The organism is Peptococcus simiae, from assembly GCF_046569735.1.
In the GTDB taxonomy this organism is placed as follows: domain Bacteria; phylum Bacillota; class Peptococcia; order Peptococcales; family Peptococcaceae; genus Peptococcus; species Peptococcus simiae_A.
Map to the genome: position 1 here is coordinate 25,032 of NZ_JBKICG010000012.1, position 15,412 is coordinate 40,443.

Below are 15,412 nucleotides of genomic sequence, written 5' to 3' on the forward strand. Positions count from 1 at the left end.
TTTGAGAATAGATATAGAGGATAGACTGAGTTTTGAAAAGTTTATGAGAGACTCAATATCCTATGCAGTAGCTAATAGGTTTAATACAGTCTATCCTATGGATTTGGAAAATTTAAAAAATAATTTTTCTAGGATTAATACAATTTCTTTAGAGCAGATAGGTCTTGTAATATCAAGGGTTAGCGAAGATATTATAGATAGAACAATAGAAAAATCTAAGGAAATGGATCGTGCTAGGCTGCTGACAGAAAGGGCCGCAGCCGACTATAATAGAGATATAGAAAATATAAATAAAGATAGAGGAGGTCAAGATGATTTATATAGACGAGATGATAGGTCAAGAAGTAGAGATGGACGAGTTTTCACAGATGGAAGCGACAGAAGAAATAGCGATGAAGATCGAAGAGAAAACCTTGGACATGATGGAGAAGGATCTGGAATTTATGGAGAGATTTCCGAATCCAACATACGCAGTTCTAAGACTGTCTTACCTAGTAGGGAGCGAGGACATGGAGAACTGGAAGAAACTTCAGGAAATGTACGAGGAGAAAACACTTTTGAACCATCTGAAGGAAATCCAGAATCAGGCAGTGGACTTTATCAAGAGAGAGAAAGTCAAAATGATGAAAGCACAAGGATTGACAGAGAAGATGATGAGAGAGAATCCAGAACAATACCAAGGACAGATGAACAACTTGATGGCAACAGTGAAGAAAATGGCAATCAAGGAATACGTGGAAGCTTAGAAAATGAAATAAGCCAAGAAAAGGAAGCTGATGAAGCTTCTTTTTTTGATGGCAAAAACATTGAAAATAGAAAAGATTATTGGATTGTAGAATTTAATGAAAACCACGAATTAGTTCCCGATTATAGTGGACAGATAGTAACTAAAGACTTAATCAATATCCTAAGACAAAAAGATATAGATGTTAAAGACCATAATCTAACTCATGGAGAAAATGAATTTGGAGAAATGACTGATGATTATATCGGATATTTCAAATTCTATTTTGACCACTATGTAGACGGAGAAGTTGTCGAGCATTATAGGGTTGACCTTGGTGATGGTGAAGAAGTAAATGAACGTGAATTTTCATATTTAGAAGAACAAGTTGAACTAAGCGAGGAAAAATCTTCACAAGAAGAAATTAAGGAAAAGATAGAGCCTAAATTTAAGATAGGGGATCGGGTTAGATATAAGGATAAGGACTTTACCATTACAGATTTTGATGAACTAAGTGGAGGACTTAAAACTGTAACCATTAGAGATAATATGGAGTATATGGGAGGTATGATTAGGGGTTCGGAAGTAATTCCATATAGAAACGATTCATACCTCGAAGAAATCTTTGAAAATCTAAGTCAAACATCAGAAAAACTAGCAGTAAAAGTTGGTAAGGAATTTATTTTAGAAGATGAGAATACCTTTGATGGAATCAACTTAATTGAAACAGGAACTAAAGTAGAAATTAATGGGGAAGAATATCCTTTATATAAGGGTGAAACATTTGAAGAAAGTAGAAAGATTGATGACCTTTTAGACAGTGGAAATTATGAGATATATAAGTTATCTGAGTATGAAAAACAAATTGAAAGACAAGTAGAACAAGGAAGCTTTATTGATAACTATAATCCTGAAATTGACCAAATGATGGATAGGTACAATGTGCCTAGGGAAGCAGCCGAAAACTTATTGAGGGGTAAAGAAGATTTAAAGAACCTAGGCTATGAACCTAATAAGGAAAGACTAAGTTTTGCTAGAAATTATGACTTGAAAAATCATATCTACTCAGAATACCTTACACCATCAGAAAAGCTAGATAAAAATATCAAAGCTATTAAAATGCTAAAAAGACTTGAAAATGAAAATAGGAGTCCAAGAGAGTATGAACAAGCCTATCTTGCTGACTATTTAGGTTGGGGTGGTCTTGCCGATGTCTTCGATGAAGAAAAGGGAGGTCAATGGCTTGAAGCAAGAAATATTTTAAAAGAAAATCTAACAAATGAAGAGTATTTAAATGCTAAAGAGTCTACCTTAACATCGTTTTACACACCTAGAGAGATAATGGATGGAATATATAAGACCCTAACAGATATGGGATTTAAGACTGGAAACATCCTTGAACCGTCTGCAGGAGTTGGTAACTTCATTGGTAATATGCCAAGTGAAATACTAAGCTCTAAAGTCTATGGAGTAGAAAAAGACAGTTTAAGCGGAAGAATAGCAAGAGAACTTTATCCTGAATCTAATATTCAGATTAAAGGCTTTGAAGAAACAAACTTCTCAAATAACTTTTTCGATTTAGTTATAGGAAATGTTCCTTTTGGAGATTTTAAAGTTAACGATCGTGAATATAACAGAAATAACTTTCTGATTCACGATTATTTTTTTGCGAAGTCAATAGATAAGGTTAGGAATGGTGGAATTATTGCCTTCATAACCTCATCTGGAACTATGGATAAAAAAGATGAATCTGTTAGAAAATATATTAATGCAAGGTGTGAGTTTTTAGGAGCTATGAGGCTTCCTAATACAACATTTAAAGGACTTGCTGGTACAGAAGTTACTTCAGATATTATTTTCTTAAAAAAGAGAGATTCAGTTATAGAAAGAGATGACGATTGGATTCATCTAGCAACTGATAATAAAGGTTTGACCTACAATAAATACTTTGTAGATAATCCTCAGATGGTATTAGGGGATATGAAAGAAGTATCTGGAAGATTTGGAAATACTATTACTTGTGATGAAAAAGAAGACGAAAATCTAAAAGATTTAATGGATCTTGCAAGTAAGGAAATATCTTCAAATTCAAAATATGAAGAGGTCGAACTATTGGAAGATGAAGAATTAATTCTTCCAGCAACAGATGATGTTAAAAACTTTTCTTACACTATTATTGATGAAGAGGTCTACCTAAGAGAAAACTCAGTCTTAATAAAGCAGAATATATCAGATAAAAATAAAGAAAAGATAAAAGATTATCTTGATGTAATGAATGCTTTGAAAGATGTAATAGAAAAGCAAAAGGACGATTTTTCAGACGCGGAAATAAAAGAATCACAAGCAAAGTTAAATGAAGTCTATGATAACTTTTCAAAGAAACATGGATTTATTAACTCCTTATCAAACACTAGAGCCTTAAAGGAAGACTCAAACTTTCCTTTGGTTTCATCAATAGAAATACTTGATGATGAAGATAATTTTAAAGCTAAGAGTGATATATTCTCAAAAAGAACAATAACAAAGGCAAAAGTAGTAGACCATGTAGATACTTCCCTTGAAGCCTTAGTCTTATCAATTTCACAAAAGGGATATGTAGACTTTGAATATATGGAATCTATCACAAGTAAAGATAGGAACACCTTAATTGGTGAGCTTGAGGGCGAAATATTTTTAGATATTAAGGATACAGACCTAATAAATAACAAAATGCCTTTTGAGAACTTTGATAATGACGATCCATTTCATTTTTCATATGTATCGGCTGATGAGTATTTAAGTGGCAATATTAGAGAAAAGATTGGCTATCTAAATTCATATATCGGAGAAATTGAAAATGTAATAGATTTAGCACCTTCTGAAAAGAAAGACACATTATTAAATGAGTTAAGCAAACTCAAATATCAGAGAGAAAAATTACAAGAAGTTATGCCTGAAGAACTCACTGCTTCTGATATAAATGTAAGGTTAGGAGCAACTTGGATACCTCAAAAAGATATAGAAGACTTTACTTTTAATCTTTTAAAAACACCAGGTTATGATAGGTGGAATATAAATGTTAGGTTCTCACCACACACAAGTGAATGGAATATTGAAGGTAAAAGTGTTGACTCGACTAATGACCTTGCTAACATGACTTATGGTACAAGTAGAGTTAATGCCTATAAGCTAATTGAAAATGCTCTTAATCTAAAAGATACGAAGGTATTTGACCAAGTAATAAACGATGATGGTTCTAAGACTTCTGTATTAAATAAAAAAGAAACTATGCTTGCAAGTCAAAAGCAGGAATTGATTAAAGAGGAATTTAAGAACTGGATATTTGAAGATCCTGATAGAAGATATAGGCTAGAAAAGATTTATAATGAAAAATTTAATTCAATTAGAAATAGAGAATTTGATGGCTCTAACTTAACTTTTGATGGAATGAATACTGAAATCAGACTACGAGAACATCAAAAAAACGCCATAGCAAGGACTCTATATGGAGGAAATACACTACTTGCCCATGTAGTAGGAGCAGGAAAGACTTTTGAAATGGTAGCTTCTGCTATGGAATCTAAAAAGTTAGGGCTTGCAAGTAAATCATTATTTGTAGTTCCTAACCACCTAACCACTCAAATTGGTAGAGAGTTTATGCAGTTATATCCGTCAGCAAATATTATGGTGGCCGATAAAAAAGACTTTCAACCAAAAAATAGGAAAAGATTTATTGGTAGGATTGCAACAGGAGAATATGATGCAGTCATCATAGGACACTCTCAATTTGAAAAAATACCAATGTCCAAAGAATACCAGGTAAGACATATACAAGACCAAATAGATGATATAGTTTCCTTTATTGATGAGAATAAAAGAAATAGAGGAGAAAATTTCACAGTTAAACAACTGGAAAAGACAAAGAAAAAACTCTTGGTAAGACTAGAAAAACTAAATGATGACTTTAAAAAAGATGATGTAATAACCTTTGAAGAGCTAGGAGTAGATAAGTTATTTATAGACGAAGCTCATAATTACAAAAACCTATTCTTGCATACTAAGATGAGAAATGTTGCTGGTATCGGGCAGAGTGAAGCCTTTAAGTCTTCAGATATGTTTATGAAATGTAGGTATATGGACGAAATGACTGGAGGTAAGGGTCTTGTATTTGCTACTGGTACACCAATATCAAATTCAATGACTGAGCTTTATACCATGCAAAGATACCTTCAGTATGATGATTTAAAGGCAAGGGGATTAGAACATTTTGATGCCTGGGCTTCTACTTTTGGAGAAACAGAAAACACCTTTGAGTTATCTCCAGAAGGTACTGGATATAGGCAAAAGACAAGATTTTCAAAGTTCTATAACTTGCCAGAGCTGATGTCTATGTTTAAAGAAGTAGCAGATATAAAGACTTCAGATATGTTAAATTTGCCAGTTCCTGAAGCAAATTTTGAAGTTATTAAAACAAAACCGACTGAGGAACAAAAAGAAATATTAACTAGCTTATCAGAAAGAGCAGACGCAGTTAGAAATAACCAAGTAGAACCAACAGAAGATAATATGCTAAAGATTACAAATGATGGTAAAAAACTTGCCCTTGATCAAAGATTAATAAATCCACTACTTCCAGATGATCCTAATTCAAAGGTAAATGTATGTGTTAAAAACATCTTTTCAATCTGGGATAAGACAAAAGAAAAATCATCGACCCAATTAGTATTTTCAGATATGTCTACACCAAAAGGAGATGGAGAATTTAATATCTATGATGATATTAGAAATAAGCTAGTGAATATGGGAATACCAAAAGAAGAAATAGCCTTTATACACGAAGCAGATACGGATAAACAAAAAGATGAATTGTTCTCTAAGGTAAGAAGAGGAGAAGTAAGAGTATTATTAGGCTCTACTCAAAAAATGGGAGCAGGTACAAATGTACAGAACAAACTAATAGCCTTACACGATTTAGACGTCCCATGGAGACCGTCTGACCTAGAGCAAAGAAGTGGTAGAATTGTTCGTCAAGGTAATGAAAATGATAAGGTAAATATCTTTAGATATGTAACAGAAAATACATTTGACGCTTATTTATGGGTGCGACATGAAGTCGCTTAATTTAACTGTTTAGCAAAATGACCAAACCAACTATTCCGTTAGTTGAGCCGAGTATCGACTGCACTTAGGTGTGGTAAGCCGATACTAAAGTAGCCCTACTTGAGGTAAAACCGTGAGGAAATACCGAAACTGCCAGCAACAAGGTGGTTAGGGAGCGAGGCTTGATAATATGGCTAACATATGTGAACTACTGATAAATGTCGTTAAGGTGAACAGGCTAAAGTTGCTGATAAGCCTGAACCAAAATGGTGTGTAGTCGGATAATCCTTTCCATAGTGGGATTACACGGACAAAAAGACTACCGGCAGAGAGGTAGAGCCTAAGTTATCAACGTTAATTAAGTGAAACATGGTAAGCCTGCACTATTGCCATAAGGCAAGGCAAATCGTAAGAAATGCTGATAATGGTGCAGGTAAAGGAGAATGGAAAAAGCGAATGCCATCTTGTAATGAGATGGGTAGGGGTTCAAAATTTGCCCTAACTTGAAAGAGTGCAGACTTCCATTTGGTTTTTAATCACAAGAGAACTTGTAGAATTTTTGAAAGGAGAAAGCAAATGAACAGTAAAATGTGTGCTACTACTAACAGAGCTAAAAACTGGGAAAGTATAGATTTTTCTCTAGCAGAAAGCTATGTTAAAAAACTACAAATGCGTATTGTGAAAGCGTGGAAAATGAGTAAATATGGAAAGGTAAAATCTTTACAACATTTACTCACAACTTCATTTTATGCAAAAGCCTTGGCTATTAAGAGGGTAACTGAAAATCAAGGCAAGAAAACAAGTGGTGTTGATGGTGAATTATGGCTAACATCACAGGCAAAATATAAGGCGATAGAAAAGCTAAATTTAAGAGGATATAAACCTAAGCCTCTTAGAAGAGTGTATATACCAAAGAAAAATGGGAAGAAAAGACCTCTCAGCATTCCTACAATGACAGATAGAGCAATGCAAACTCTATATAAATTTGCACTTGAACCCATAGCAGAAACTACTGCTGATCCTAATTCTTATGGATTTAGGGCAAAAAGATGTACACAAGATGCTATCGAGCAGTGTTTTACATCACTCAATAAAAAGAAATCTGCAAAATGGGTACTGGAGGGAGATATAAAAGGTTGTTTTGATAATATAAGTCATGAATGGATATTAAATAATATCCCAATGAACAAGAAATTATTAAAACTTTGGCTTGAATGTGGATATATAGAAAAACAAAAACTATTTCCAACAGAAACAGGAAGTCCCCAAGGCTCGCCAATATCACCCATTATTTCCAATATGGTATTAGATGGTTTAGAAAAAGCAATCAAAGAGAAATACCATAGAAGAACAGTAAATAAGAAAACATATTTCCCAAAGGTTAACTTTGTTAGATATGCAGATGATTTCATCGTTACAGGGGAAAGTGCAGAATTGCTTGAAAATGGTGTAAAGCCAATCATTGTAAAATTCTTGGCTGAAAGAGGTTTAGAATTATCAGAAGAAAAGACACTTATAACAAACATAAATGACGGTTTTGATTTTCTTGGAGTTAATATTAGGATGTATAAAGATAAGTTGCTGACAAAACCATCTGATAAGAACTTCAAGGCTATTGTCGATAAAATCAGACGAGTCATAAAAGATAATCCGTCAATGAAACAAGAAATTTTGATTAGAAAATTAAATCCAATCATTATAGGTTGGGTAAACTATCAGAAATATAATGTTTCATCTAAAGCCTTTGAAAAACTTGATTATGAAATATATAAAAGCTTGTGGATCTGGTGCGTTCGTAGACATCCAAAGAAAAGTAGAAAATGGATAGCTAAAAAATACTTCCATACCATTGGAAATAGAACTTGGACTTTCAGTGTAGCAACTGGCGAGAAAATGGAAAATGGCGAGAAATACTATCTTCGTCTTAAATATGCTACAGATACTGATATTAAAAGATTTACTAAGATACAAGCTGAAGCAAATCCATTTGATGAAAATTGGCAAATATACTTTGAAGAAAGAGAAGAGTTAAAAATACGAAACGAACTTAAAGGACGTACAGTTATAAATAGACTGTATAAAACGCAAAATGGAATATGCCCTGTTTGTGGGGAGAAAATAACTATTGATACAGACTTTAGAGTACATCAAACAATTCAAAATAATATTACCCTTAAAACATTAGTACACCCTTGGTGTCATAGAAAATTGCATATAAATGATGAAGAAAACACGCTGGCTCTTTAATCAGGGCTTATAAAAACTTGAGCCGTGTGAGGGGAAACTCTCATGCACGGTTCTTAGAGGGGAAGGGGATAGTAATATCCTCGACCTACTCGACCAGACAATAGAGAATAAGCAAAAATTTATATCTCAAATTATGACTTCAAAAACTCCCGTAAGAGTTGCAGAAGATGTTGATGAAGCAAGTCTGTCTTATTCAGAAATTAAGGCTTTGGCTACTGGTAATCCCCTAATTAAAGAAAAAATGGATTTAGATAATGAAGTTACAAAATTAAAAATGTTAGAAGCAAACTATAAGTCTAATAAATATAAGCTTGAAGATAAGGTAAATAAAATTTATCCTCAAAGTATTTTAAAAACTGAAATGGAAATACAAGCAGTTAAAGAAGATATTGCAAGTGTTGAGAAATTAGGAGAAGGAGATAGCAAATTCACTTCAATCAGTCTTGGTGGAAATAAAATTTTAGATAAGAAAGAGGCTGGAGAAAAGCTATTAGAAGAAATAAAAAAAGTAAAGATAAATGATAGCAAGGTCATTGGTAAATATAGAAATTTAGGCTTACAAGTTTCATATAACTTTATGACTAATACTCACACCTTTAAACTACTAGGAAAAGCAGAATACTTTGGAGAGCTTTCAAACTCTACTGATGGTAATATAACAAGGCTTGATAATGCAATTGAAAAAATGCCTTCAAGACTTGAAAGGTTAAATCAAAACCTTGAAAACTATAAAGAATCTTTAGAAAATGCCAAGGTAGAATTAACTAAACCATTTGAAAAAGCAGATGAGTTAAGGGATAAGACACTAAGACTAGCTGAGATTAATAAACTTTTAGATATGGGAGAAGTAGAAGAATTAGAAAACCAATCACCATTATTAGAAGATTTAAAGAGGGCGATAGTTGATTATTCTAACTATGAGTTTTCAGAATCTAATAGCTATGAAGACTTTGATAAACTATATCCTGATTTAAGCCATATAGGACTTGCCTATACAGAAACACCAGATGGTAAGCACTCTATTCAATATGAGGTAAATTTGGAAGAAAAAACATGGACTCAGTATGTAGATAATGTTGCTATTAGAACAGAATCTTTTGTAGAAGAAGATATATCTAATTCACAAGCTCTTAAAGACATGACTGAAGCCATAAAGATGTCAAGTTTTGATGATCTGGTATCAGTAGATGAAGAAGATTTAAAACAAGCCCTGGGACTAGAAATAGATGATGATGGAAACTTCTATGATCCGCTTGCAAAAGATCTTGATAATGACGGAATACCAGATAGGTATGACAATGATTTTAAAGATAGTGATTACTTTGAATCAACTTATGATGTTGAGGATAATCTTCACGCAAGGGAAGAGAAACCATCAATATTGGGACAAATATCAAAATTCAAATCAGAAGAAGAAAAAGATAAAAATCAAGAGAAAAACGAAAAAGGACAAGAAAGATAGAGGAGAGCGAAAGGCTCTCCTTATTTAGTACAAGGAGGAAATTATGGAATACAAAGATATTAGAGAAAACATAGAAGAAATGATGAATGATAACTACAAGGACTTTATAAAAGCACTTGTGAGTATAGAAAAAGGTGTTAATGATGAAAAGGCACTTGAAGAAGTCTATGTTTTATATATGAACAATGACACAACAGGTCTACTAAGTGATGACTTTGACTATATGATTGATGACATGAAAGAACAAGGTAAGCTCATTGAAAATACCAATGAACTTGAAGAAAAAGATGACCTCATAAATCTCGTGGGTAATATAGCTGGCAAAGTAGAAAATCTTGAAAGAGAAAATGCAAATGGAGAAAAGTTTAAAGTAAGTAATTTTTCAATTGTTTCAAAAGATGATGATGGAAATAAAGTATATACCAATTGTTCAGCCTATGGAGATAAGACAAAAGATTTAGAGAATCTTAAACAAGGAGATTTTGTTAAAATCTTCGGGCAAGTTAAAACAAGTATTGATAATAACGGGAAAGAACATAAAAATGCTCGTATTTTGTCTTCTAAGCTCTTAAAAGCAAAAGAACAAGTAAAGAGTCAATATAAGGATAAAAAGTCCATATTAGGGCAAATAAAAAGCTTTAAGACAGATGACAAAGCTAAGCAAAATAAGAAAGAACATAGCAAAGGAACAGAGAGATAAATATCGGCGGTCTTCGGACTGCCTTTATTTTTTTGTTTATAAATAACTTGAGTACAAAGTATATTTTAGGTAAAAAAAGAACAAATAAAACAAGATAGAGCAGTAAATGATAGAAAATTGTAACCAGAATGATACCGGAAATAGTTTTAAAATAATTTCGAAAGTAGTATAATTTCTATATAGAAATTACTTTGAGGTGAAATTATGGATTTAAAAAGAGCAATTATGGAATTGCAATGCGAGATGGTTGCAGAAAGGAATTTAGTCAATCCTAAAAATATATCATGGTTACAATATGACATACTAAGTCAGGTAAAAAAACTAGAAAAAGTATTGCCCTCAGATTTAAGTATTATTTTAGGAATAACAAGAACAAAGTTATCAAAAGCTTTAAAAGGTCTAAAATCTATGGGATATATTGAACAATTTCCTAATAAATTAGATGGTAGGGAGTTATATACTTCACTTTCAAATGAGGGAAGTAAGCTTTTAGAAGAAATATCAAAAAAGCACAATTCAATTTTTGAAATTGCATCTAAGTCTTTTACTGAAGAAGAACAAGAAATTTTTATAAGACTATCGAATATACTATCCAATGAATTGAGAAAGAATAGGTTAGAAAAAGATGAATGATTTCATTTATGTAGAAAAGGCTAGAACAAATAATTTAAAAAATATTACAGTAAAAATACCTAAGCATCAAATTGTTGGCGTCACAGGAGTTTCTGGCTCAGGAAAATCTTCATTCGTATTTGATGCCATTGCAGCAGAGTCTCAACGACTATTGAATGAAACATATTCTTCCTATGTTCAAAACTTACTTTCTAAATATAAAAAGCCAGATGTTGACTCAATATCTAATCTTCCAGTTTCTTTAGTGATTGATCAAAAGAGGATTCGTGGAAATTCAAGGTCAACAGTTGGGACAGTTACCGATATATATTCAGACTTGAGATTACTTTATTCAAGACTAGCAAAACCTTTCATCGGATATTCTATGAAGTATTCCTTTAACAATCCTGAAGGAATGTGTAAAAACTGCCAAGGATTAGGTATAGTTCGAGAGATAGATATCAATAAATTAATTGACTTTAATAAATCCTTAAATGACAACGCTGTAAAATTTCCTACATTTCAAAATGGAGGATGGAGATTAACCAGGTATACGGAATCAGGGTATTTTGACAATGATAAAAAATTATCTGATTACACTAAAAAAGAATTAGACATGCTTTTAAATTCGCCAAAGATAAAGCCTGAAAATCCTAGCAAGAACTGGCATAAGACAGCTAAGTATTATGGAATTATTCCTCGTATTATGGAGACCTTTGTAAATGTTCAGCATCCTCAATATCAAGAAGATTTACAAAGGATTTTAATAACAAAGACTTGTCCAGTATGTCATGGAGCAAGACTTAACAAAGAGGTTTTAAGTGCCAAGATAAAGGGCAAGTCCATAGCTGACTCTTCTAATATGGATATTATTAATTTGTATAACTTTATAGCTGGTATTAAAGAAGATAAGGTTAAAGAGATCATAAAAGCCTTAAAAGAAAAATTAACTAGCATTTCCCTTGTTGGCTTAGATTACTTAAAAGTAAATCAAGGAACAAAAAGCCTATCTGGTGGTGAATCTCAAAGAATAAAAATGGTTAAATATCTTAACAGCTCACTATCAGATGTTCTCTATATTTTTGATGAACCAAGCGTAGGTCTTCATCCAGAAGATATTAAGGGGATAACAAATATTTTTAAAGCTTTAAAAGATAAAGGAAATTCTGTTTTATTTGTCGACCACGACCAAGATATGATTAAATGCTCAGATGAAATTATAAATTTTGGAGAAGGCGCAGGAGAAGATGGTGGTAAGGTCACCTTTCAGGGTACTTACAAAGACTTATTAACATCCAATACTATCACTGCTAAAGCATTTACAAAGAAACATCAAATTAATGAAACTAGGAAAAATTTCGAAGGATATTATACTTTAGAAAATGTGTCGAAAAATAACATAAAGAATATATCGGTAAAAATTCCCAAAAAGGCGATAACTCTTGTAACAGGTCTTGCTGGTTCAGGTAAAAGTACCTTAATAAGGGAAATTTTTACAAGTAAATATCCAGATTCTATTGTTTTAGACCAGAGTCTGCCACAGGCATCGAGTCAGTCAAATATTATCACTTATTTAAATATATATGATGAAATCAAGAAACTTTTTGCAAGAGAAAATAGGGTGAATAAAAATCTCTTTTCAGTAAGAGGAAAAGGGGCTTGCCCTGAATGCAAGGGAAAAGGAACGATAAAACTTGATTTAGCCTATTTGGGAGACTCTGAACACATATGTGAAAAGTGTGGTGGAAAAAGATTTAATGATAAAACTCTTTCCTATAAATATAGAGGCAAGGATATTAATGAGATATTCAACTTATCAGTAAAAGATGCTCAAGAAATATTTTTTGATAATTCTAAGATAAAGCAAGTTTTAAATTCCTTAATGAAATCAAACCTATCATATATTAAACTTGGGCAGACCTTAGACACTTATTCGGGCGGAGAACTTCAAAGATTAAAAATTGCTCAGATGCTTAGTAAAGAAATAGAAGGGATCATTATCCTAGATGAGCCAACAACAGGACTTCATGAAGCAGATATTGATAAGTTAATGACTCTAGTTCGTGAATTGGTTAGTGATGGTAATACATTAATAATAATAGAGCATAATTTATCAGTAATAAGCCAAGCTGACTGGATTGTAGACCTGGGACCTAAAGGAGGTAATCTTGGAGGAGAATTATTATTTCAAGGTTATCCTATAGATTTTATTAGGTGCAAAGAATCTTATACTTCTAAGAATTTAATAAAGTTTGTGGAGATTTATTAATAATGAGTGATGTAAATGAAAGATAAATTATTTTCCAAACTGAATAAAGAAGCGATTATATATTATGGGGAGCATATATACAATACAACAACTTTAACTAGAGAGGAATATGAAATTATCAGTGGTTCTGTATTGAAGCGTAAGAGAGAATTTTGTACAGGTAGATATTTTTCGCATAAAGCTTTGAAAGAATTAGGAAAAGATAATACACCATTGTTGAAATCACAAGAAGGCATTCCAATATGGCCAGATGGTATTGAGGGAAGTATTTCTCATTGCTTTCATAAAGGAGCGGTTGTAGTAATCAGGTCAGATCATAAGATTTTTTGTGGAATTGATATAGAGTGTAATAAAGCACTTCCAAAAGAAGTTGAGCGATTAATTCTTAGTAAATATGAATTACAGCAATGTATAGATTTGAAAAAAAACCCTAATATTTTTTGGGAGACTTTAATTTTTAGCACTAAAGAAACAATGTATAAGTATTGGTGTAATAAACTAAATTATAAACTTAAACCAGAAGAGTGTGAGATTAAGCTGATTGCAAATAAAGACATATTTTACGCTAAATGTAAATTACCAAATGACAATATTGAATATATAGTAGGCGAATTTATAATTATTGATAATCATATTATTACTTTGGTTATTAAATAAAGAGAGGGGATTTTATGTTAAATAAGGTAAGTTCTAAAATAGAGAGTAATATAAATAAATATAAAGATAAATCCTTTATTATTAGCAGCAAATGTAATATCACTTATGCACAAATTGGAGAATTTATAAATAAATATAATCAAAAAATGAAAGATGCCGAAATAGAGAAAGGAGCTGTTGTTATAATTGATGTATCAGATAGAATTCTTTATATTCAATTAATTATTGCTACAATATTGTCAGGAAGAATTGTAGCACATGGTAATGCTCGTATTTCTCAACCAGAAGAATATATAGGCAAAACAGCACAAGCAAAAATTACTCAAGCGAATTTGAGTGGCTCTGAGGATTACATTATAGATAAGATTAATAGTTTAAAAGCTGAGATCTCATTAGAAGAAGTTGCCTTTATTCTGGAAACATCAGGTAGTACTGGTGAACCTAAGCCTTGTTTTTTACCTATAAATGCAATAAGTCGAATGATGAATGGGTTTGGTTTTTTTAATATTAACTCTAGCAATGTACATCTTTTCAGTGTTCAACCAAATTTTGGTGCAGCAACAATTGATATTTGGGGGACGATTCTTAATGGAGGAAGTTTAGTAATTACAAAAAATATAGTGCCAACACAGGAAGAAATAATAAAATCAATTAAGCAGGCTGGAGTTAATTTTCTTAACTTATCAGCTCCTATGTTTCGTATTATTTTGGAATTTCAACCAGAAATATTAAATAAAGTCAGTACGATTGTTATTTCTGGAGATTTTTTCCCGTTTGATAAATACAAAGACAAAATAGTTCAAAAATCCTCCAGAATCATTCACGCTCTTGGTTGTTCTGAGTATGGGTCTCTTGTAGCAGCACATATAGTAAGTGAAGAAGAGCTTATAGCTTCAAAATCATATATAAGTGTAGGCAAAGGATTTGCTGGTTCTACTGTATTGGTAGTCTCTAGACAAGATAACGGACAATACGTAATGGCAGAAAAAGGGGAGTTAGCGATAAATGGAGACGGGCTTGCTGTTAACCTTTTAAAAACAAGAATAAATAATGTAGAAGGATGCTGGTATCTTACTAATGATAACGCATTAATAGAAAATGGTAATATTATTCTATTAGGTCGAAAAAACGACGAAATAAAAGTACGAGGATTTAGAGTATCGCTCTCTGCTATACGTTCCGTTGTGTTGTCATTACCTTTTGTGGAAAATGCATATGTTCTTCCTATAGAAAATCATGAACATGGATTGGATATAATTCTATTTGTGCAATGTAACGAATCTGATTTACCCATGGAAGATATTAATAAAAAGATTAGAATGAACTTACCAAAATATATGATTCCGTCAAAAATTGTGTATGTTAAAAATATTCCTACTACAGATCGTGGTAAGACAGATAAAGTGAAGTTAATAAAAATTCTAAAATATAAGAATAAAGATCGATATGTGAGAGGTATTAAGTTTTTTAAGGACATTAACATTGCTGAGTTACTTCCCGATAAATTTGATCCAGATCAAAATCTTATAAGTCAAGGAGTAACGTCTATAGAATTGATACGTATTTATGAGTATTGTCATAATAAAGATCCTAGAATAAGTTTAGAAAGTATACTTTCTATTAAGACATTTTTTGAATTGCGTAATTTAGTTGAGAGGTGAT

General features: G+C 32.1%; 7 protein-coding genes and 1 pseudogene. All 8 read left to right on the top strand.

What is annotated here, in order from left to right; genetic code table 11:
- Positions 1-1,327: 1,327 nt before the first annotated feature.
- Positions 1,328-5,803, top strand: a pseudogene (locus tag ACLGL1_RS06310) (helicase-related protein); the annotation flags it as partial.
- 576 nt (positions 5,804-6,379) lie between these two features.
- The gene (gene ltrA, locus ACLGL1_RS06315) at positions 6,380-8,050 is read left to right on the top strand and encodes a group II intron reverse transcriptase/maturase (protein WP_408976640.1); all 1,671 of its coding nucleotides are present in this window, start codon (positions 6,380-6,382) and stop codon (positions 8,048-8,050) included.
- A gap of 133 nt (positions 8,051-8,183) precedes the next feature.
- Complete coding sequence (locus ACLGL1_RS06320) at positions 8,184-9,512, top strand: helicase (RefSeq protein WP_408976641.1); 1,329 nt, start codon at positions 8,184-8,186, stop codon at positions 9,510-9,512.
- A 43-nt stretch (positions 9,513-9,555) separates the two neighbouring features.
- Positions 9,556-10,212, top strand: a complete 657-nt coding sequence (locus ACLGL1_RS06325) for a DNA-binding protein (protein WP_408976642.1) — start codon at positions 9,556-9,558, stop codon at positions 10,210-10,212.
- 204 nt (positions 10,213-10,416) lie between these two features.
- Positions 10,417-10,845, top strand: coding sequence for a MarR family winged helix-turn-helix transcriptional regulator (locus tag ACLGL1_RS06330; protein ID WP_408976643.1), 429 nt, complete (start codon positions 10,417-10,419; stop codon positions 10,843-10,845).
- Entirely contained in the window at positions 10,838-13,093 is a 2,256-nt protein-coding gene (locus tag ACLGL1_RS06335) for an ATP-binding cassette domain-containing protein (RefSeq protein ID WP_408976644.1), read from the top strand. Before ACLGL1_RS06330 ends, ACLGL1_RS06335 begins: the two co-directional genes overlap by 8 nt.
- 15 nt (positions 13,094-13,108) lie before the next feature.
- Positions 13,109-13,750 (top strand): 4'-phosphopantetheinyl transferase, encoded by a 642-nt coding sequence (locus ACLGL1_RS06340; RefSeq protein ID WP_408976645.1) that lies wholly within the window; start codon positions 13,109-13,111, stop codon positions 13,748-13,750.
- A gap of 14 nt (positions 13,751-13,764) precedes the next feature.
- Positions 13,765-15,411: an AMP-binding protein gene (locus ACLGL1_RS06345; protein WP_408976646.1), complete on the top strand. Its 1,647-nt coding sequence runs from the start codon at positions 13,765-13,767 to the stop codon at positions 15,409-15,411.
- Position 15,412: the final 1 nt, after the last annotated feature.

What these genes read in the sequence shown, in the direction of transcription:
- ACLGL1_RS06335 (WP_408976644.1), top strand. Translation starts at nt 10,838, where the DNA reads ATGAATGATTTCATTTATGTAGAAAAGGCTAGAACAAATAATTTAAAA.
- ltrA (WP_408976640.1), top strand. Translation starts at nt 6,380, where the DNA reads ATGAACAGTAAAATGTGTGCTACTACTAACAGAGCTAAAAACTGGGAA.
- ACLGL1_RS06320 (WP_408976641.1), top strand. Translation starts at nt 8,184, where the DNA reads ATGACTTCAAAAACTCCCGTAAGAGTTGCAGAAGATGTTGATGAAGCA.
- ACLGL1_RS06330 (WP_408976643.1), top strand. Translation starts at nt 10,417, where the DNA reads ATGGATTTAAAAAGAGCAATTATGGAATTGCAATGCGAGATGGTTGCA.
- ACLGL1_RS06340 (WP_408976645.1), top strand. Translation starts at nt 13,109, where the DNA reads ATGAAAGATAAATTATTTTCCAAACTGAATAAAGAAGCGATTATATAT.
- ACLGL1_RS06325 (WP_408976642.1), top strand. Translation starts at nt 9,556, where the DNA reads ATGGAATACAAAGATATTAGAGAAAACATAGAAGAAATGATGAATGAT.
- ACLGL1_RS06345 (WP_408976646.1), top strand. Translation starts at nt 13,765, where the DNA reads ATGTTAAATAAGGTAAGTTCTAAAATAGAGAGTAATATAAATAAATAT.